At 58.0% G+C, this 20,489-nt stretch carries 17 protein-coding genes, 1 tRNA gene and 1 pseudogene; all 19 read right to left on the reverse strand.

Annotation, left to right across the window (positions count from 1 at the left end; genetic code table 11):
- Window positions 1–31: 31 nt before the first annotated feature.
- Entirely contained in the window at window positions 32–871 is an 840-nt protein-coding gene (locus NTX17_00380) for a DUF3473 domain-containing protein (protein MCX5799842.1), read from the reverse strand.
- Between the two features lie 61 nt (window positions 872–932).
- Window positions 933–1,889: an SDR family oxidoreductase gene (locus tag NTX17_00385; GenBank protein ID MCX5799843.1), complete on the reverse strand. Its 957-nt coding sequence runs from the start codon at window positions 1,887–1,889 to the stop codon at window positions 933–935.
- A 24-nt stretch (window positions 1,890–1,913) separates the two neighbouring features.
- Window positions 1,914–3,314, reverse strand: a complete 1,401-nt coding sequence (locus tag NTX17_00390; protein ID MCX5799844.1) for a nucleotide sugar dehydrogenase — start codon at window positions 3,312–3,314, stop codon at window positions 1,914–1,916.
- The gene (locus tag NTX17_00395) at window positions 3,280–4,062 is read right to left on the reverse strand and encodes a CpsD/CapB family tyrosine-protein kinase (GenBank protein MCX5799845.1); all 783 of its coding nucleotides are present in this window, start codon (window positions 4,060–4,062) and stop codon (window positions 3,280–3,282) included. Before NTX17_00395 ends, NTX17_00390 begins: the two co-directional genes overlap by 35 nt.
- 6 nt (window positions 4,063–4,068) lie before the next feature.
- Window positions 4,069–5,718, reverse strand: coding sequence for a hypothetical protein (locus NTX17_00400; protein ID MCX5799846.1), 1,650 nt, complete (start codon window positions 5,716–5,718; stop codon window positions 4,069–4,071).
- A gap of 150 nt (window positions 5,719–5,868) precedes the next feature.
- Window positions 5,869–6,915, reverse strand: coding sequence for a sensor domain-containing diguanylate cyclase (locus NTX17_00405; protein ID MCX5799847.1), 1,047 nt, complete (start codon window positions 6,913–6,915; stop codon window positions 5,869–5,871).
- 76 nt (window positions 6,916–6,991) lie between these two features.
- Window positions 6,992–7,360 (reverse strand): hypothetical protein, encoded by a 369-nt coding sequence (locus NTX17_00410; protein ID MCX5799848.1) that lies wholly within the window; start codon window positions 7,358–7,360, stop codon window positions 6,992–6,994.
- A gap of 29 nt (window positions 7,361–7,389) precedes the next feature.
- Window positions 7,390–9,624 (reverse strand): M28 family peptidase, encoded by a 2,235-nt coding sequence (locus NTX17_00415; protein ID MCX5799849.1) that lies wholly within the window; start codon window positions 9,622–9,624, stop codon window positions 7,390–7,392.
- A 35-nt stretch (window positions 9,625–9,659) separates the two neighbouring features.
- Window positions 9,660–9,736: transfer RNA gene (locus tag NTX17_00420), tRNA-Arg, on the reverse strand.
- Window positions 9,727–11,427, reverse strand: coding sequence for a DNA repair protein RecN (gene recN, locus NTX17_00425; protein ID MCX5799850.1), 1,701 nt, complete (start codon window positions 11,425–11,427; stop codon window positions 9,727–9,729). The genes NTX17_00420 and recN overlap by 10 nt, the downstream gene beginning before the upstream one ends.
- Window positions 11,428–11,451: 24 nt before the next feature.
- Window positions 11,452–12,315: an NAD(+)/NADH kinase gene (locus tag NTX17_00430; protein MCX5799851.1), complete on the reverse strand. Its 864-nt coding sequence runs from the start codon at window positions 12,313–12,315 to the stop codon at window positions 11,452–11,454.
- The gene (dxs, locus tag NTX17_00435; GenBank protein ID MCX5799852.1) at window positions 12,312–14,195 is read right to left on the reverse strand and encodes a 1-deoxy-D-xylulose-5-phosphate synthase; all 1,884 of its coding nucleotides are present in this window, start codon (window positions 14,193–14,195) and stop codon (window positions 12,312–12,314) included. Before dxs ends, NTX17_00430 begins: the two co-directional genes overlap by 4 nt.
- A 118-nt stretch (window positions 14,196–14,313) precedes the next feature.
- Complete coding sequence (locus NTX17_00440) at window positions 14,314–14,748, reverse strand: divergent PAP2 family protein (GenBank protein MCX5799853.1); 435 nt, start codon at window positions 14,746–14,748, stop codon at window positions 14,314–14,316.
- Window positions 14,749–14,776: 28 nt separating this feature from the next.
- Entirely contained in the window at window positions 14,777–15,745 is a 969-nt protein-coding gene (locus tag NTX17_00445) for a polyprenyl synthetase family protein (GenBank protein MCX5799854.1), read from the reverse strand.
- Entirely contained in the window at window positions 15,702–15,965 is a 264-nt protein-coding gene (gene xseB / locus NTX17_00450) for an exodeoxyribonuclease VII small subunit (protein MCX5799855.1), read from the reverse strand. The genes NTX17_00445 and xseB overlap by 44 nt, the downstream gene beginning before the upstream one ends.
- A pseudogene (gene xseA, locus NTX17_00455) lies at window positions 15,946–17,123 on the reverse strand (exodeoxyribonuclease VII large subunit). Before xseA ends, xseB begins: the two are co-directional and overlap by 20 nt.
- A gap of 43 nt (window positions 17,124–17,166) precedes the next feature.
- Complete coding sequence (locus NTX17_00460; protein ID MCX5799856.1) at window positions 17,167–18,069, reverse strand: bifunctional 5,10-methylene-tetrahydrofolate dehydrogenase/5,10-methylene-tetrahydrofolate cyclohydrolase; 903 nt, start codon at window positions 18,067–18,069, stop codon at window positions 17,167–17,169.
- The gene (locus NTX17_00465; protein ID MCX5799857.1) at window positions 18,070–18,870 is read right to left on the reverse strand and encodes a TIGR00282 family metallophosphoesterase; all 801 of its coding nucleotides are present in this window, start codon (window positions 18,868–18,870) and stop codon (window positions 18,070–18,072) included.
- Window positions 18,871–18,911: 41 nt separating this feature from the next.
- The gene (gene rny, locus NTX17_00470) at window positions 18,912–20,480 is read right to left on the reverse strand and encodes a ribonuclease Y (GenBank protein ID MCX5799858.1); all 1,569 of its coding nucleotides are present in this window, start codon (window positions 20,478–20,480) and stop codon (window positions 18,912–18,914) included.
- Window positions 20,481–20,489: the final 9 nt, after the last annotated feature.

The following is a 20,489-nucleotide window of genomic DNA, read 5'->3' on the forward strand; positions in this document are numbered from 1 at the left end:
GCAGTAGGACCGGGCGGTCACGGAGGGGAAATCAACTGGGAAGCAGACCCAGGTCCTCAAGAACGCCCCTGACCGGAGCGAACTGGAATGCACGGAGCAGGACCTCAAGGATGGGGCGCGTCCGGCCGAGGCGCAAATAGTGGTTGGGCCGTTCAGTTATTGCACACATTCGAGGTTGGCAGGGATCCACTTCCCAGGGGTGAACGCTCACCATGACGGGCAGATTGCGGCCATTTTCGCAAGTTACAAAGCGTTTCGTAATCCAGCACGGCATCAGCCTCAGGTAGGCCCCGGAAGCAAAGGGGATATTCCAACTCGCGAATCTGGCCGTCGACATGGGAAACTCTACGATCTCCCCCCTCCCCACCTTCCTAAGGTGCGGTCGTCGTTCTGCCGAGGAAATCCCATACACTCTGCGCCGGATCGGATAGATGCTCGAGTCATATAGGTGACCGGTCTCGGCGAGCACCTCGAGTGCCCAGATGGACCTCTCTGTGATGGAGTAACTCGGTGCTCTAAAACCCACTACCCGTGAACCCGAAATGTCCTCCAACAGGGATTTCGTCCTCATCACTTCTTCCCTGAATTCAGACCGGCTCAGTCGATAGACGAGCCTGTGACTCCAGCCGTGCGAAGCGATTTCGTGACCCGCTGCTACGACGTCTCTCACCAGGCCGGGGTCCTTCGCGGCATTCCAACCCAGGAAGAAGAACGTGGCGCTCGCGTTGTACCTTCCGAAAAGCTCGACGAGCTCCCTCGTGTTCCTTCCAAACCTGGTCTCGTACGAGTCCCACGACGAGAAGGCGACTTTGTGCTCGAAGGAGCGGACCTGGAAATAGTCCTCCACGTCGACGGAGAGAGCGTTGATCATGAATTTCACCGTAGGGGAAAGTGTCTCAAACACTGAACCGGGATGAGATGAGTGTTGTGATCTAGCTTCTGCAGTCCTTGAGCCAGCCGAACGTCTTCCGCAGCCCTTCCTCGAAACTAACCGCGGCCTTGAAAGAAAGTTCGCGTTCGGCTCTCTCGGTGGCGGCTTCGGAGTGCCTGACTTCTGCCGCTCGCGGCTCCGCGTATCTGGCCTTCACGGCCAGACCGCTTATCCGTCCGATGGTCTCTACCAACTCGTTCAAGGTCTTGCGGTTTCCCCTGGCGATGTTGTAAGTGCGTCCGCTGATTCCTTCCTTGCGGCAGGCAAGCAGGTTAGCCTCTACCACGTCATCCACAAACGTGAAGTCCCTGCTTTGTTCTCCGTCGCCGAAAACCACGGGCGTGCCTCCCGACAGGACCAGTGACATGAAGATGGGGATAACTGCGGCATACTCAGAGTTCGGATCCTGCCTCGGACCGAAAACATTGAAGTAACGGAGCGAAACCGTCTCCAGGCCGTACACCGAGGAGAAAACCCGGCAGTATTCCTCCGCCGTGAACTTGCTGAGAGCGTACGGAGAGCACGGGTTGGGTCTCATCTCCTCGCGATTCGGGAGGCCGGCGCCGTTGCCGTATGCCGAGGACGAACTGGCGTATACCAACCTCTTGACCCCCGACTCACGTGCGACCTTAAGAAGGAGCAGCGTGCCACCGACGTTCACGCTGTTGGTGGGAACGGGATCCACGACCGAGCGCTGAACCGAGCACAGGGCCGCCTCATGAAATACGTATTTGACTCCCTGCAACGCCTTTCTCACGGTCGCTTCGTCACGGATGTCGCCTCTCACGACCTCGAGCCTGCCCTTGCCTTGGGAAGCGCCTATCACGGCCTCGATATTCTCTTCTTTGCCCGTCGACAAATCGTCGATTACCGTGACGTCAAGGCCTTCTTTGAGAAGTCGCTCAACGATGTGCGAGCCAATAAAGCCTGCACCGCCTGTAACCAAATACCTACACATGGTCCGAAACAAAACCTCGCTCTTCTAGAGTCTCCATATCCCTTTTGATTTGATTCCCTTCAGGACGTTCCGAGAGTCAAAGATGAGATTGGCCTTGGAGACGATCATCTTGTAGTCGAAGGCGCTGTGCGCAGTGGTTATGACCACACAATCAGCCTTTTCAAGCAGCTCAGCGGTCAAAGGCTTTGCCTTCATGTGAAAACGGTCCGTTCTTATCTCAGGAATGTGTGGGTCGCAATATGACACCTCTGCGCCGAGCCCAGTCAACATCTGGTAGATGTCCAACGCGGGGGACTCCCGTGCGTCATCCACGTCGGCTTTGTACGCCACGCCGAGAAGCAATATGCTCGAGCCGTTAACGCTCTTGCGAACCGAGTTCAGTGCCTCTCCGACCTTATTGACCACGTGATACGGCATGCTTCCGTTCACTTGCCCTGCCAATTCTATAAATCTCGCCTCGAAACCGCTCAATTTCGCCTTCCAAGAAAGGTAGAACGGATCTATCGGGATGCAGTGACCTCCCAGACCCGGACCCGGGTAAAACGGCATGAAGCCGAACGGCTTGCTGGCCGCCGCCTCGATGACCTCCCACACGTCAATCTTCATCTTGTCGCACATGAGCGCGAGTTCGTTTACCAGCCCGATGTTCACGCTGCGGAAGGTGTTTTCCAGAAGCTTCACCATTTCTGCAACCCGCGTAGAAGACACGGGCACCACCGAAGGCGTGCAGCATCTGTACAGGGCCACGGCGACCTGGCTGCACTGCGGCGTCACGCCGCCGACAACCTTGGGGATGTTCCTAGTCATGAATTTCTTGTTTCCCGGGTCAACCCTCTCGGGAGAGAAGCCCAGGAAAAAGTCCTTTCCCACTTTCAGCCCGGTTTCCTCGAGCATGGGTAGTATCAATTCGTTAGTGGTGCCGGGATAGGTCGTGCTCTCGAGGACAACGAGCTCTCCGCGATGAAGAAACTTTGCGATCTGTCCGGTGGCGTTCACGATGCTGGAAACGTCCGGATCGCGGGTCTTTCTAAGTGGAGTGGGAACGCATATGCTTACGCAATCCATCTCGAGCAGCCTCGAGAACTCGCGGGTCGCCTCGAGCCGACCCGCTCGAACCTCCCGCCTAAGCTCGTCATTTGACACGTCCCGAATGTAGGAATCTCCGCTGTTCACACGGTCTATCTTTGCCTTCTCGGTATCGATCCCAGTGACGCGGAACCCGGATCGCGCGAATTCGACAGCGAGAGGAAGTCCAACGTATCCCAGACCAATCACAGCTATCCGCGCCTTGCGAGTCTCTATTCGTCCCTTGAGGCTCCGCAACACTGCGCCCGTTCGCTCCGAAGTCCCGCTTCCGCGTCTCGTCTTGCCCGAACGCACGACTTCATCCTTAGGTCTTGGATTTCTTCTTTGTCCCTTTTTCATCTCCGTACCCATAGTAGTGGTAGTCGTAGTAGTAAGGAAGTACCTCGTCTGCATTGTTTATTACGGCACCCAATACGTTTGCGCCCCCTTCGCTCAGCAAAGACCCTGCTCTGGCCACAACCTCGACGGGAGTCCGTCCCGCCATGACGACAAGCAGAACTCCGTCGCAATGCCCCGATATCAGAAAGGCATCGGACACAGGCAAGACGGGAGCAGTGTCTAGAATCACGAGATCAAAGTTTGCCCGCAGCTCTCCTATAATGTCCTTGAACACGGAGGACTCGAACAACGCGGTGGGCACGCCTATTCCTCTGCCGCTTGTCACCAACTTCAGATTCGAAAGCTCGGTGTTTTTCACGACAGAAGAGAGCGGCAGAAGACTCGTCAACGCATCAGCCAAACCCACCCTTTGACTCACGCCGAACAGGTTGTGCAAACGCGGCTTCCTCAGGTCACAATCCACGACGACGACCTTCTTTTTCGAGTGCGTCGCCGCCACCTGGGCAAGACAGGCAGACGTCGTCGTCTTCCCCTCCCCTCTCCTCGCACTCGTGATCAGTATCACCGAAAGCTTGCGCTGCGCATCCATCCTGGACAACCGAGTGGAGAGCCTGTGGAACTCGGTCCCCACGGGTGAGTCCCCGCCAACATCGCTGAGCGGGAGCCGGCCTACGGTTCTGGCAATTGGCGCGAGGCGCTCTTGCTCACCTGTGGCGTACAATTCCCTTGTCGTCTCCTGTTTGCTCATCTCCCGTCAAGGTCCTTCCGTTTGCTCCAGAGAAATCCCTACCTCAAGCCCCTGCTGGCCTCTGCCGAGCAGGTTCGCCAGAGGTTCGTGGGCCAGCTTAAAGCCCACGGTGAGTATCAGCGCGGCAAGGACCACATAGTATGGCCACCTTCTTGCCTTCGTCGTTTCCCAGAAAGTCGCGCCCGGCACCTTCGGGATCGTGCCAAGCACGGGTATGCCCAGAGCACTCGTGACGTCACCGACTGATTTCACAGAATCGTCCATGTACTCCGACAGAACGACGTAACAAATCCCCATGAAGGGACCAAGGAGAAAAGCCAGTATCAGAATCTTGTCCCTTCCCGGCCCTGCCTGGGTGAAGGGCCTGGTGGCCGGCTCAATGACTTCGATTCTGACGCCCAGCCTCGTGGTCTGGGCCGCCTCCGATATCTGCGACGAAGTGAGCTGGCGCCTCAGTGATTGAAGCACCGTGTTGTTGGCTTCGACTTCCTGCCCCAGCCTCGCTAGCTCCATTTCGTCCTGGGGTCTTCTTCCTGCCGCCCGACTGTACTGCCCCACGAAACCCGAGACGAGCCCCCTTCTTTTCTCCAGAGAACGTACAACGTAGTCGTCATAGACTTGTTCGGACACCAAAGAGAGAAGACCGTCGGGCGAGCCGCGGAGAGTATTGCCGACCGTTTCTTCTATCGCCGCAAGCAGCCTCTCCCTGGCCAGTCCCACCCTCTCCATGATCGAACTCCTCGAGACTCCTTGAACGAGCAACGGGACATCGGCCTGCTCTTCCTTCGCGAGCCGGGCGTATGCCGAGTTGATGCCGCTGCTTCTTATGAGCGTGACCGGATTCACCGCGTTCGGATAGGTTGCGTCCATCGCCTCCTTGGACGTCTTGCGGTTTGCCTCAAGCTCGGCGATCTCCGTCTCCGTCTGCTCCAACACAGACCGCGCTGAGGCGACGTTATTCCCGCCCGACACGCCGTCGCGAGCGGCCCTGGTGGCCATCTGGGCCCGGAACTGCCTCAGCTTCTCCTCGCTCTGCCTTAGCTTTTCCTCGTAGACCGGAAGCTGATCCTCGCTGAACGTGCCCGCGGCCCTTATGTCCGCCAACTGCCCCTTCGTGACGTACTCGACAAACAACCCCGTGACACCGTCCGTCAAGCGGAAGGCTCTCTCCGGGTCAGGGTCCGAAATCGTGATTCTATAAAGATTCGGTCCCATCTCCGCAATTTTGATGCTCCTCCTCAGAGCGTCCACCATCAGTCTCTTCTCGTACTCCTCGATACTCACTCCGTGCGCCTTCGCCGACTCGAGATTCTCCGGCGCGTTCCCCGGCAACCTCAGCTTCAGCTCTTGAACCACCTCGCCGAGGAAGATCCCGCTCTTCAGCCTTGCCTCTATCTGCACCAGTCGACCAGCATCTTCGTAGCTTCCCGTCGGTTTCTGAACGATCATGTCACCCATTTCGCGGGCAAACGGAAGCTTTTCCTCATAGATAACGACGCTCGAGGATTCATACACGGGGGCAACAAGGGTGAGACCGGTAATCGCGGCGCAGGGCACAAGAACGACGGGAAGCAGGATGTACCGCAACTTTCTCCTCATCGCTCTGAAGTAACGAAGAACTTCGGCTCCCGCTGAGATTGTTTCGTGCCGATTCAAAGTGACTCCTCTATCCTTTCCCGATGACATTGCCTGTTGCTGGCTTTCCCTTGTTTGAAGAGTGAACCTGAGCGAACATCCCCCCAATTGCCGTCAAAACCAAAGCGCCATCTTACCACAAGCGCTATCGCTTCCCAAATATCAATATGATCACACGGGTTCCCTGCTGTTCCCTCGTCGGGCCGACATGACCCGGTTTTTTCCACCGTGCTTTGCATCGTACAGGGCAATGTCAGCCGACTCTATCATTTCACCAACGCTCTGACCGTCTTCAGGATAAGTGGACACGCCAACGCTGCAGGTGATTTCGCCGCTGGGCACTTCCGGAAATGGCACGCTGGCCACCGCCATCCTCACGCGTTCCGCAAGCACGAGGGCTCCCTCCTTAGGCGTGTGAGGAAGGATGAGCAGGAATTCATCTCCACCGTACTTCGCTACGAAGTCGATGCTCCTTGCAGTCGTCTTGATTACGTACGCCAACTGCTTCAACACCGTACTGCCCCTCAGGTGACCGAAGCGTTCATTGTAGGCCTTCAAGTTGTCCACGTCCAACATCAAAATCGAGAACGCCTCGCCGAATCGAGCAGCTCTATCCAGCTCTCTGCGAAGAGCAGTCTTAAGATACCTGAAATTGTAGACTTGAGTGAGTTCGTCTGTCACCGCGAGTTGCTCGACTCGCTTGTACAGATCCGCGTTCTCTATTGCTATGGCAGTCTGATTGGCAAGCACACACAGCACGCTCAGGTCCGACTCGCTGAACGATCCGCCCTTGAGCTTGTTGACCGCGACAAGAACGCCCAGCACCGCCTCGCGCGCCTTGAGTGGCGCACATATGCAACCGCGGGTTCCAAGGCCCGGCACCATGTCCGCATCCTCCCCCAACCCGGCTTGCTCCGCCACCTTCGGGATAATCACAGGCTTCCCCTCCATCATCACCCAACGCACAACGCCCCTGTCCCCCGCGCCCTCGTGCTTTTCCATCGGCCCTTCACTACCGCTTTCCTGTCTCCTCTTCGCATACTTCGCCACTCCACTCCCTTCCAAGGCAACAAGAAATACGGCCTCAGCCTCCAGCACCTCCAGCGTGCATGAGAGCACCTTCGAGAAAGTCTTCTCCATCTCCTCGCCAGCCGTGATAAGGCTCGAAATCTCAACGAGGGTGCCAAGAAATCTTTCGTCGCACACTAGGGAAGGCATTGCCAACGCCCCTAACTCAATGAAAAACCGTGCAACCTCAATTATCCCAACGCCAATTGAGCAACTTCTGTGCCAGCTATCTCGAGGAACCAGGAATCTTAGCCTGCTTGATGGCCCTTAACAAGCGGCGGGTCACTCCGCCAAGAACGAGGAGGATTATGACGAGACCTACAGGAACGAAGAAAATCTCCCGAAGGTCAAGCCCTCTGACGCGGACCATGTGGAAGAACTTCGCGAGGGCGTAGAGAACCATGCCCGCGAGAAAAACTACTAAGGCCAGTAGCACCAACCGACTCGCCAGGTACTCCCTGCTGCCACTGAGGCGCTCTCCCGATCCAGTCCCCGACTCCGCCCTGGGCCTCGCGCGAAGGCTCACGCTCCGGCCGTGCCCGCGGCGTCTCAAGCCGAGTCCGCTTTCAAAGCTACCTCTGTCGAAATGCCTCATCACGTCACCGCATCACTTTCGCGCAACTGTTATCTCACAATTGCAAACCTTCCGTAGTCTACCTTCTTCTGTGCCCCGTCGTCGACGCTCAGCCGGTAGAGGTACACGCCGGGCGCGATCGCGCCACCGGAAAGGACGTTGCTCAACGCCACGTCGTTGTCTCCCGGAACCAGGCTCGCGCAACGGCAGTCTCCGTCCCTGCACCCCCCGATTTTCCGACCCGAGATGTCGTATACGTCCACTTGCGTGAGGGTTGCCTCGCGGGTCACGAAAACCCTCAGCCTAACGTCAGCGAGCGAGACGTTCGAGGGGTTCGGAAATACAAAAGACTTCTTTATCGCGAGGGTCGCCGAGCGGACAAGCAACGCCTTTGAGACAACGTTGTTGTCCCTGTTTCCCTCCGCCTCACCGGCGTCAATCACGAGATAGATGGAGTGCGCTCCAACGTCGCTCTCAGTGAGCAGCCAACTCAGAGGCTCGATCACCGGGCTTCCGCCCGAAGGAATCGGTGTGGTCGCGACGGAAATGAGTCTCTCCCCCATCAGCCGACCGGAAGAGGGAGTCCCGTCGTAGACGCCCACGCGTACCGAGATTGTCTCCGGCACCGCCGCGCCCAGGTTGTGAAAGGACAGGCCTATGCTTAGGACACTTCCGACGTCTCCCTCCTGGATCGACAGGGTGCGTCCCTCCAGCCTAAGTAGCAGATCTCCCGACAGCACCTCCAGATCCCAAGGGTCGGTCGTCGTAGCGAAATAGGCCACGGACGCGGCGCCTAACCTCGCGACTTTCCAGGCCAGGGAGTAGTTGAGCGTGCCTGCCGTGTCGTCGATCGTGTGATAGTACGGGTTGACGACTGGAGAACCGCCTTGCTCGAAGAAGTGCACGCCGTCAAAGCCCGCCGACCAAAAGGAGGAATGGTCACTCGAGTCGTAAGGACCCACCACCTGGACCAGTCCGACTCGCACCCCGATCGAATCGAACAGGCTCTCCGAAACATTCTTGATGTGAGCGGAGAGCCAATCGGAAGAAGCGTTTGTCCGGAGAAAAGTGGAGTCTGCCGCCTCTCTGTATGCCTGCATGTCAAAATTCAGAGCACCGAGCATGTTGTAGCCCTGAGCCTTTCGACTCGCGACGTAGGCCGCGCTCCCGAAAAGGCCCTGTTCCTCGGCAGAAAAGAGCACGAACTCCATGTCAAAGTCGAATTCCAGATCACTCAAGGCCCTGGCGCATTCGAGCACGCTCGCCACGCCGCTCCCGTTGTCGTCCGCACCCGGCGCAGGATCTACCCTCCAGTCCCATCTTCTGTCCGGATCCGGATAGACCGTCCTACCTCCATTCGAATCGTAATGGGCGCAGAGGACAAACGTGCCGCTGCCGGGTACGCGACCCGGAATTCGCCCGACCACGTTGTACCGAGTGTAGTTCACCCCGGCGTAACGAAAAACAAAGGAGTCGAGCGAAGCAGTACCCCTTCCACCGAAGTAGGCCTCCAGCTTCGCCTTCAGCCACAGAGGAATCGCAAGCGAGTCAGGACGAGAGTCAGGGCAAAACCCGTAAAACGTATAGCGGCTCCGCAGCTTGGCAGAGTCGTCGTCGAAGCTCAAGAAGTGAACCGTCGCCCTTATGGAGTCCTCGTTCACCTCGCTCGCAACGGCACCAAGAAACCGCTCATCGGCAATCCCCAGCACACCGGTGGTTCCTCTCCCGACCCCGAGCTCGGCAGGCCTGCCTCTTGGGAACCCCGTCTCACGTCCCATTCTCTCGGGCAACAGCGTCAGCGAAGAGACGAAACCAGGAAGACGCGGTTCCAGCGTCTCGTCTACACCAAGAAGGTAAAGGCCGCCCCCCAGAGGCACCAGCCTCCCGTACGCGGCAAGCGAGTCCCTCGACGCGGGGTCGGCCGGTGTGAGAAGCCAGTAGCGCTTGCCTGCGCACACCGTATCGACGACTTCGGCCGTCACCCCCGCAGAGCGAAGAACAGCCAGTTCACCTTCTCTGACCTCAAAGACCGCAAAACCAGGCTGCGAGTAACGGAGCACGTGACCCGCACTCTCGACAAAATCAAGCTCAGAGGCGTCCTTCCACGGAATCCTGACGAGCAGATTATCTTCCGCCACGGCGTATCCGGCACTGCCGGACAATCCCGCAACCACCATGAGCAACCCCAGCCCCAGGAAACCCGGGGACATCAAAGCTCTCACGTGCCACTCGCCGAATATCGCACGGCGCGCCCTCTTCTTGCCATCGCGCACGGTCTTCAACATCACCGTCTCTCCATTCTGCTTTCGCGGATTTCCCATGGTGCGCCCGAAAGGATTCGAACCTTCGGCCTGCGGATCCGGAGTCCGCCGCTCTATCCAGCTGAGCTACGGGCGCACTAGCATCTCCCTCGCCTGCTTGAGGGTGGTTTCGGAAACCTTGTCTCCTGCCAGCATGCGTGCAATCTCCTTCACTCTCTCTTCGCGGCCTAAGGCCTTCGCGCTGGCATAGGTTCTTCCCCCCTCAACCTCCTTCGACACGAAGAAGTGCGTATCTCCCAGGCAGGCAATCATCGGGATGTGCGTGATGCAGATGATCTGCTTGGCGCGCGAAAGCGCCTTCAGTTTCTCACCAACCACTCCGGCGATCTTGCCCCCTATTCCAACGTCTATTTCATCAAACACCATCACGTCCACGGCGTCGGCCTGCACCAGCACCGTCTTCAGTGCGAGCATTATTCTGGACACCTCTCCGCCTGAGGCGATGCGCACGAGCGGTCTCAAGTCCTCTCCCACGTTGGGAGAAATGAAGAATTGGACTTCTCCAGGGCCCTGAGCGCCCACTTTGACCTTCTTTCCCTCAAGTTCGACGTCGTGCGACTCCTCGTCGCGGAGCTCCAATTCGACCACGAATTTGGTGTCCTTCATGCCGAGACTGGCGAGCTCCTTTTCGACCTCGCGCTCCAGCTTCTTTGCGGCCGTTCGCCTTTTCTCAATGAGAAGTTGTGCGGCTTTTCTCAACTCGGTTGTTCGCTCCTGAATTTCGGCTCCGAGCTCGCACTCCCTCGTCGAGTCACCCTCTGCCGAGGAGAGCTTCGACTTGAGTTCCTTTCCGAACTGCACTATCTCGGCCACACTCCGGCCGTATTTCTTCTTCATCCTGCCGATCAGATCGAGTCGCGATTCAATCTCGTCCAGCCTCGACGGCGAGAACTCCAGCGACTGCAAGTAGCTTCCCAGCGAACGCCCCACTTCTCCCACCGCAATCTCAGCGGAGGCGAGCTCCGCCTGGAGCGCCTCAAGCTTCCCATCTATTGCGGAGACGCTCTTGAGGGCCTTCGACGCCCTCGATAGCCTCTCTACGCACGCCAACTCGTCTTCGTAGAGAAGACTGCTGGCCTCTCTGACTGCGGAGGCGAGCTTCTCAAAGTTCGCCAACACGGCTCGTTCTTCCTCGAGTCTCTCCTCCTCACCCTCCTTCAGTTGCGCTGATTCAATGTCTGAAACCTGGAACCTTGTGAACTCGATCTGCGCCTGCACCTCGCGTTGCCCGGAGAGAAACCGCTCAAGTTCATCTCTGGTTTGCCTGAGGCTCAGGCAAACCTCCCAGACTTTCCCCCTCAGCTCACGTGTAGAGCCGAAGGCGTCGAGCAAATCGACGTGCGTGCTCTTCCTGAGAAGTGACTGGTGTTCGTGCTGGCCGTGGAAGTCAACGAGTAGATCCCCGATTCTCTTCAGAACATTCAAGGAAACGGGCTCACCGTTTAGGTAGGCGCGCGTCCGTCCCTCCGACGAGATCTCCCTCTTCACGACGACTTCGTCCGAGTCTGACTCGATTCCTGCTGCCTCAATCTCCCGCAGAACTCCCCTGCTACGCCCCATCTCAAAGACGCCGGCTATTCTCGCCGCCTTTTCGCCGGTCCGCACGATTTCAGAACCAGCCTTCTCGGCAACTACCAGCCCTATTGCCCCCACTATGATTGATTTTCCAGCTCCCGTCTCACCCGTCAGCACGTTGAGACCGGGCTCGAACTCCAGCGAGAGCTCCTTGACGACTGCAAGTCCGCTTATGGTGAGCTGCTTCAGCAACGACTGAAAGCCTCCCGCGCGCTTCTAGCGCTTCGCTAACCCGCCCCATCCCAGTTTTGTTCTCAGCACTTCGTAGAAGGACCGATCACCGGAACGGACAAGCAGAGTGCTCTCGTTCGCCTTCCTGAACAATGCCTTCTCGCCCCGGGCGAGTCGCCGGCCCTCCTGCCCGTCCATGGTCAATGTCACCTCGCTCTTGTCAGCGAGCACCTCGATCTTCAGCTCCTCGTCCTCGGAGAAAATGAGGGGCCGCACGGCCAGCGTGTGCGGGCAAATAGGAGTTGCGATCAGGGCCCTTATGGTCGGCTTCATCACAGGACCGCCCGCCGAAAGTGCGTAGGCCGTGGAACCGGTCGGAGTAGATACAATGAGTCCGTCCGCGAGGAACGTACCAACGTAGAAGTCCGACACCCACATGTTGATTTGTACCGCCCTCGAGAAGGCAGACTTGTTCATCACGGCGTCGTTCAGACACGCGTATCTCGAAGTCACCTGACCGGAAGCGTCCTCCACCCGCGCCTCGAGCATCATTCTCTCTTCCACCAACAGTTGCCCTCGTCCGATTTTCTCGAGCGTGGGTATCACCTCGGGAACCGTCAACTCGGTCAAGAATCCCAGACCTCCGAGGTTGACACCGAGGAGAGGTATTCTGGCGCGACATGCGTGTCTCGCAACCGCAAGGAGTGTCCCATCCCCGCCCAACGCGACCATCAATTCGCATTTGCTCGGAAGCTCGGAGAGCGAGAATCCTTCTCTGCCCATTGCGGTCGCAACGCGTTCCTCAAGCCAAGCCGTTGTCCCCCGCTGTTCGAGCCACTGCACGATTTCCTTCACGGTACCCAAAGCGTTTTCCTTATTCAGATTCGCGACAATGCCCACGTTCTTCATTTGAGTTCACTCGCCCCCAAAAAACTCAACGTTGCCTTTGCAATCCCCCGGGCGGTGAGCCCGAGCTTTTCCAGCAAGGCTCCCCTACTCGCATGTTCGATAAAGGCATCCGGAATTCCGAGCCGCTTCACGCTGGCGCAGACGCCGTTCGCCTCGAGGCATTCGAGCACCGCCGAGCCGAAGCCTCCCGCCAGCGACCCTTCCTCGACGGTGACCAGTTTACCCGACTTCCTCGCGAGGCGGCAAATCAGCTCGTCGTCAACAGGTTTCGCGAACCTCGCGTTGACGACTCCCGCTTTGATTCCCTTCTCCGAAAGCATCTCGGCCGCCTCCAGGCAAGGATACACCATGGAGCCTATCGCGCAGAGGACGACGTCCTCGCCCTCCCGCACGCACTCGGCACGACCGCCACGAAGCTCACTGAAGGCCAAAGTCGCGTCTGACCCCACTCCCTCCGAACGGGGAAATCTTATTGCGGCCGGTCCCGGGCAGGCCTTCACGGCCGTGAAAAGCATGTTCCGCAGTTCGCCTTCGTCCTTCGGAGCCATGACGGTCAGACCCGGTACGGCTCTCAAGTAGGCAAGGTCCAGACAACCGTGGTGCGTCGGCCCATCCTCTCCAACGACACCGGCTCTGTCCACCACAAACACGACCTTGAGATTCTGGAGTGCCACGTCGTGAACGATGTGGTCAAACGCTCTCTGCAAAAACGTGGAATAGATCGCCACGACAGGCAGCGCCCCTCTGGACGCAAGCCCTGCCGCGAAGGTAACAGCGTGGCCCTCTGCCATTCCGACGTCGAAGAATCTTTCTGGAAATCTATCGGCGAATCCCGCAAGGCCGGTGTTGTCCTTCATCGCCGCCGTGATCACCGTCACGTCCTTGAATTGAGCTCCGATTTCCACAATCGCGCTGCCGAAAACGTCTGTGTAAGTTGGGTACTTGGTCTTCTTTTCCGCCTCGCCGGTTATCTTGTCAAAGGCGCCGACACCGTGATAGAGGCTCGAATTCTCTTCGGCCCGCTTGTAGCCCTTCCCCTTCACTGTCAGCGTGTGCAGCATCACGGGTATCTTCACCTCTTTCAACTGTGTCAACACCGCGATGAGATCCGAGATATTGTGCCCGTCAATGGGACCGTAGTACTTGAATCCCAACTCTTCGAAGATCGTTCCGGGAAGAAGAAGGCCCTTGAGACTTTCGGTGATCCTTCCCGCGAGATACCTGGCCCTTCCGCCTGACGGCATCCTGCCCAGCAGCTCCCACAGGTCCGCCTCAAAGCGCCTGTAGCCCGGGGCCGATATGAGCTTGGTCATGTACTTCGCCAGGGCGCCGACGTTGGGAGAGATCGACATCTTGTTGTCGTTGATAATGACTATGAGTCTTTTCCCGAGGCCGCCTGCCTGGTTCAGTCCCTCGAAAGAAAGCCCGCCGGTCAACGAACCATCTCCGATCACGGCCACCACGCGATAGTTCTCTCCTCTTATGTCTCGTGCGCAGCTCATTCCGAGCGCGGCAGAGATTGACGTGCTGCCGTGGCCGGTTCCGAACGCGTCGTGTTCACTCTCGCTTGGTTTTGGAAAACCGCTGAGGCCGCCCTCCTGCCTCAACGAAGAGAACGATTCGTTTCTGCCGGTCAGTATCTTGTGCGCGTACGCCTGGTGTCCCACGTCCCATATAATCTTGTCCTTGGGAGAGTCAAAAACGTAGTGGATGGCTATGGCAAGCTCCACTGCTCCGAGGCTCGGGGCAAGGTGACCGCCGGTAGCGGAGACAACGGAGATAATTCTCTCTCTGATCTCTGCGGCGAGCTCGGTGAGTTCGGGGACGGAGAGTCTTTTCAAGTCATCGGGCGTTTTGATGTTGTCGAGAAGCCTTCCCACCTAACTCCTCCTGGCATTTCCACTCCGACCTGGACCGAGCGACTCTTCATCCTCTCAGTCGGCCCGCCTCAGAACGACCAGACGGCCGACCATGCGCAGCCTGTCGCGGAACCGTTCGCTAGAACCAGGCCAAGGCATACAGAATACCTATCGCACCGCCTACAAAAACTTCAAAGGGAGTGTGGCCCAACAGCTCGCGGAGCCTCTCCTCTCTAGCCTTCTTGAGATGCTCATGAACCAGGCGGTTCAAGATCCTTGCCTGCTTACCGGCCGCCCTCCTCACGCCCGCCGCATCGAACATCACTATGAAACTGAAGAAGGCAGTCACGTGAAAGAGAGGCGATGCGTAACCCTGAATGTTGCCAACCGCCGTGGAAAGAGCACACACGGCGGCCGAGTGGGAACTCGGCATTCCTCCCGTCTCGACGAATCTCCTAAAGTTGATCTTCCTCTCCCTCAGTAGGAAAGATAGCCCTTTCATCGCCTGCACAAGCAGGCCGCAACTGCAGGCAATAAGTAAGGGGCTCCTTTGCATGGTCTCAGCTATTTGCATAATTGTCCTTCACCTGTCCGAAGCTCCGCTATCTGCCAGCGACGACGGCCCTCCGCACAACGTAATCAGCCAGGGCCTTGAAGTGCGCTTCGTACTTGCCGAACCCCGTGACGTCTATCTTTGCATCATCCACCAGAGCTTGTGCTTTGGCCAGAGACTTCTCGAGTCCCTTGACGAGCGGGTACGTGGCCTTCCTCCTGACCCTGTCCCGCGCCCGTGACTTACCCAGTTCCTCGGAACTTGCCTTCAGGTCTCTGATGTCATCAACGATCTGAAAAGCGAAGCCCAACCGGCTCCCATATCTTGACAGCGCGTCAAGCCTCCGCCGGGGTGCACCTGCCAGGAGAGCCCCGAGACGGACGGAGCAGGTGATCAAGGCTCCCGTCTTGTGAGTATGGATGTAATCGATCGTGCCCGGTGCCACAATCTTCCTCTCGGACTCAATGTCCAACACCTGTCCTCCAACCACGCCCATGGTGCCTGCGGCCCGAGCTACTTCGTGCACCATTCTGCTGGTTCTAACACCCAATGACGGTCGCGAAATCCCCAGAGAAGACAGGAGCTCAAAGGCGAGCGAAAGCAGTGCATCACCTGCAAGGAGCGCCACGGCCTCGCCAAACGCGACGTGCACCGTGGGCTTGCCCCGACGCAGCGTGTCGTCGTCCATGCAAGGCAGATCATCGTGAATCAGAGTGAAGCTGTGAATGAGCTCCATCGCGGCACCGACCGTGTAGATTTCCCTTCCCCTACCCCCGCAGGCCCTGTACGCCATGACGGAGAGGATGGGCCTGATCCTCTTGCCTCCACCCAGGACCCCGTAGGCCATGGCCCTGTGCACCGAAGAAGGCCTTCGCCTCGGATTCGGAAGCACGTCGGACAACACAGCTTCGATGCGTGCCGCCTCTTGCTTCATGAATCGATCCAGGAACGCCGGAATCTCGGCCTCTTCCGGCTTACTTCTGAGACCCCTCTTCATCGGGGAACGAGAGCGGCTCAAGCCTGAAACCCTCCTCGGTCGACACAAGTTTCTGAATCTTCGCCTCTGCACCATTCAGCCTCTGGGTGCATTCCTTTATGAGCTTGGTGCCTTCCTCGAAATAGGCCACCGACTTTTCCAGTGAAACGTTGCCTCTTTCCAGGGCGTCCACGATCTCTTCCAGTCGCTCCAGAGCCTGCTCAAACGTCTTACCGCTCCGTTCACGACTCACGTTTTTCATTCTCTCTTACCCCCTCCACACTGCAAACAAGCGCGCCACGGTAGAGCTCGACGTTCACCTTGTCGAACAAACGAACGTCTGAAGTGTCACGAACAATCCTTCCGCTCACGTCTTCCCTGCAGACGGCGTAGCCCCTGCGAAGCACTTCGCGCGGATCGAGCGCCCTCAGTCTCGCCGCCGAGGCATTCACGAGCTGCCGCTTGTGCCCCAGCAGATTCGTCGCGGCAGTCTGTGTTCTCCGCGACAGCTCGTCGATCCTCTGCATTCTCTGTCTCACAACGTCCAGGGCCCTGGCGAAGCCGTAGCGGCCCCTCAGCCGCTCAAGCTCTCGACGCATGGTCGTGAATTGGGTTCTCATGGCCACGACCAGGCTCCGGGCCATCGCGAGAATTTCCTTTAGCGTCTCTTGCTTATCCCTCACCACGATTTGAGCGGCCGCCGACGGCGTGGGAGCCCTCACGTCCGCGACTAGATCTGAAATCGTGAAGTCGATCTCGTGCCCGACGGCGAGACGACCGGTATCTTTGACGCGTATATGGCCCTCGCCACCACTTCCTCGTTGAAGGCCCAGAGGTCTTCGAGAGAACCTCCGCCCCTTCCCACTATGAGAACGTCGACTTTGCCAAACCTGTTGAACTCCTCGATCGCACTCGCTATCTCGCAGGCGGCTCCTTCACCTTGCACTCTGACCGGACTGAGAATGATACTCGCACAGGGTTGCCGCTTGCGTATGATTCTGATGATGTCGCCTATGGCCGCACCTGTCGGCGAAGTGACCACCCCGACGTTCCACGGAAATGCGGGAAGGCTCTTCTTTCTCGCTTCGTCGAAAAGACCCTCCTTGGCAAGCCTCTTCTTCAGCTCCTCGAACGCAACCTGAAGCGCGCCAAGACCCGCCGGAATCAACTCGTACACGCACAGTTGGTACTGTCCGCTTCTCTCGTAGACGGTCAGCTCTCCCTTCGCCTCGACACACATCCCGCTCTCGGGCGTGAAGGTAAGATTCGAGTTTGCGGATCGAAACATGACGCATCGAACCTGAGAGTTTTCGTCCTTGAGTGAAAAATACATGTGTCCCGAAGTGTGAAGGGTGAAGTTGGAAATCTCCCCCCTCACCCATACCAGACCGATGTTCGCCTCGATGAGCTCCTTCACCATCCGGGTCAGCTCGGAGACGGAATATCGAGTGGACGACGCCCGTCTACCGGACATGTTCATTTCGATCTCCCGTTTGCATCCTGCATGCCTCGACGGTGTTTCTCAGAAGCATTGCCACGGTCATGGGACCCACCCCGCCGGGAACCGGCGTTATTGCGGAGGCGATCTCACTCACCTCGTCGAACTTCACGTCACCCACGAGCCTGTTCCCCGTCGGCGTAGACGGATCGTCTATTCTATTCATCCCGACGTCCACGACTACTGCGCCTGGAGAAACCATGGAAGCCCGCACGAACTCTGCCCTCCCCACGGCCGAGACCAGTATGTCGGCGGAACGAGTTATTTTCTCGAGGTTCGTGGACGAAGAATGGCAGAGGGTCACGGTCGCGTTGAGACCGGGCTTCTTGAGACTCAGGTAGTTTGCCAGAGGCTTTCCCACTATCATGCTCCTGCCAACAATCACGACGTGGGCACCCTCCACAGAGACGTCGCTTCTGTCCAGCAATTCCTTTATGCCCATGGGGGTAGCAGGGACAAAAAGAGGCTCGCCCATCGAAAGCCTCCCCACGTTGATCGGATGGAAGCCGTCAACGTCCTTCTCGGGATTCATTAGGCTCAGTACCCTCAATACGTCCAGATGCGGCGGAAGGGGGAGCTGCACTATGACTCCGTGTATCGAAGTGTCACGCCCGATCTCTCCGAGGAGCGTCGCGATTTGCTCCTCCCTGCAATCCCGTGGCAGTTCCACGATTGCGGACCGCACCCCGACTTCCTCGGACGACTTGGCCTTCGCGTTCATGTATGTGATGGAAGCAGGATCCTGGCCGACCCGTATCATCGTGAGACCCGGCACGATGCCGAGTCGCATCAGTTCCTCGACCTCGGCCTTGATTTCCTTTCTCAGAGCTGCCGCTATGTGCTTCCCCTCGAGTAACCTCGCGGACATCTATTTCTCCTCACCGACGTTCGCACGCCTTGACAGTCTCTCGATGTGCGTGCAGACACCGGTCGTGGGCTCGATATCCAAGATCACGCCGTTGATTCTCACGTCCAATTTCGCCGGCACGAGCCTGACCGGCGTCTGGGAAAGAAATCGCTGTATGGCGGCCTCCTTCTCGATGCCTATGACCGAATCAAAAGGTCCCGTCATCCCCGCGTCGGTGATGTAGCCGGTCCCCTTGGGCAATATTCTCTCATCAGCGGTCTGGACGTGCGTGTGCGTCCCGACAACCGCGCTCACTTTTCCGTCCAAGAACCATCCGAGCGCCACTTTCTCGCTCGTGGCCTCCGCGTGCACGTCCACTACTATCACGGGCGTCTCGGATCTCAATCGCTCTACCGCCTCCTCGGCACATCTGAAGGGGCAGTCCACCTCTTTCATGAAAACGCGGCCCAGGAGATTGAGAACTGCTACCCTGCTCCCGTTCCGCGCGGTAAAGACACCCGCCCCCAAACCTGGAACGCCCGGCGGGTAGTTCGCGGGTCTTAAGACCCTGGGTTCCTCGGCCACCAGTTCAGTGGCCTCTCGTCTGTCCCAAAGGTGGTTTCCGCTGGTGATAACGTGGACGCCGAGCGAAAAGAATTCCTCGGCGATCGGTCTGGTGAGCCCGAATCCGCCGGCCGCGTTCTCTCCGTTCGCTATGCAAAAATCGGCCTTCAGCTCGGCAGAAAGTGACGACAAGACCTTGAGAGCATACCTGCCGGGCGAGCCCACCACGTCTGCAAGAAAAAGCACTCGCATCAACAAACCTTGCTCAGAATCTGACTTTCCTCAGAACCCTCTCATCGCTACTTCGCGTACTCCACTGCCCTCGTCTCGCGTATCACGACGATCTTTATCTGTCCTGGATACTCAAGCTCGCGTTCGACTTTCCTCGCGATCTCGGACGCGAGGACGGCGGCTTTTGCGTCGTCCACTTCCTTGTGCTCGACCATGATTCGAATCTCTCTCCCGGCCTGAATCGCGTAAGCCTTACCAACTCCGGGGAAGGAATCTGCCACTCTCTCGAGCTTCTCGAGCCGTTTGACGTAGGTTTCAAGACTCTCGCGTCTCGCGCCCGGTCTCGCACCGGAGACGGCGTCCGCTGCCTGCACGAGGACGGCCATCAGCGTGTCGGGCTGGGGGTCGTTGTGATGTTCGGCCACTGCTTCTATGACGATCGGCGCCTCACCGTACTTGACAACCAGCTCCCTGCCGATTTGCGCGTGTGTCCCTTCAGCTTCGTGATCGGCCGCCTTGCCGATGTCGTGGAGAAGCCCGGCTCGCTTTGCAATGGTTGCGTCAAGCCCCAACTCGGAGGCCATCATCCCCGCCAGGAACGCCACTTCCTTGCTGTGCTCAAGCACGTTCTGCCCGTAGCTCGTACGGTATCTCAATCTACCGAGAAGTCTGACCAGTTCGGGATGGAGCCCGTGGATCCCCACCTCCAGACACGTCTGCTCACCGGTCTCCCTGATTTGTTCCTCCATCTCCTTCTGAGTCTTGGTCACGACCTCTTCTATGCGACCTGGATGTATCCTGCCGTCGTTTATCAATTTCGAGAGCGCGACCTTTGCGATCTCTCTTCGAATGGGATCGAAGCCCGATAGAATGACGGCCTCCGGAGTATCATCTATGATGACGTCGACACCAGTAGCGGTCTCAAAAGCCCTGATGTTTCGTCCCTCTCTTCCGATTATCCTTCCCTTCATTTCGTCGTTCGGCAGTGACACCACGGAGACCGTCGACTCCACGACGTGTTCGGCGGCGCACCGTTGTATCGCCAGGGTCAGGATTTTTCGCACTTCCTTGTCGGCGTCACGCACGGCATTCTCTCTTATTTCGTTCAACAGGCGTGCCGCATCATGCCGAGCCTCGCTCTCAAGATTGGACATGAGAAGCGCCTTGGCCTCTTCGGCAGTGAGCCCCGCTATTTTCTCCAATCTGGCATTCTGTTCCCTTATGAGTCCCGCGAGCTCCTTGTCCCTTTCCTCGATGGCCTTCTCTTTCGTGAGGGTATCCCGCTCCAGCCGCCTCAGTTCTCTTTCCTTCCTCTCCAGAAGGTCCGCTCGCCGGTTCAGGCTGCCTTCCCTCTCGCCCAGCCTTCGCTCCAGGACCTGAAGCTGCTGCCGCGTGGCCTGAGTCTCTTTTTCGAAGCTTGCCTTGGCCTTGTACCACTCGTCCTTGGCCTCGAGAACCGCGCCCTTCTTTCTTGTTTCGGCTTCCTTCTGAGCCTCGCGGACTATCTTCTCGGCCAATTTCTCCGCGCTGACGAGCTTACTCTCAGAGACCTTCTTGTACGCGTACCAGCCCGCGAAGAAAACACCGATTGCAACCAGCACGCCCAGTATCACGTAGAACATGACAGCGTAACTCATCTATAACCA

Source organism: Candidatus Eisenbacteria bacterium (genome assembly GCA_026388185.1).
Taxonomy (GTDB): domain Bacteria; phylum Eisenbacteria; class RBG-16-71-46; order JAFGJU01; family JAFGJU01; genus JAPLKG01.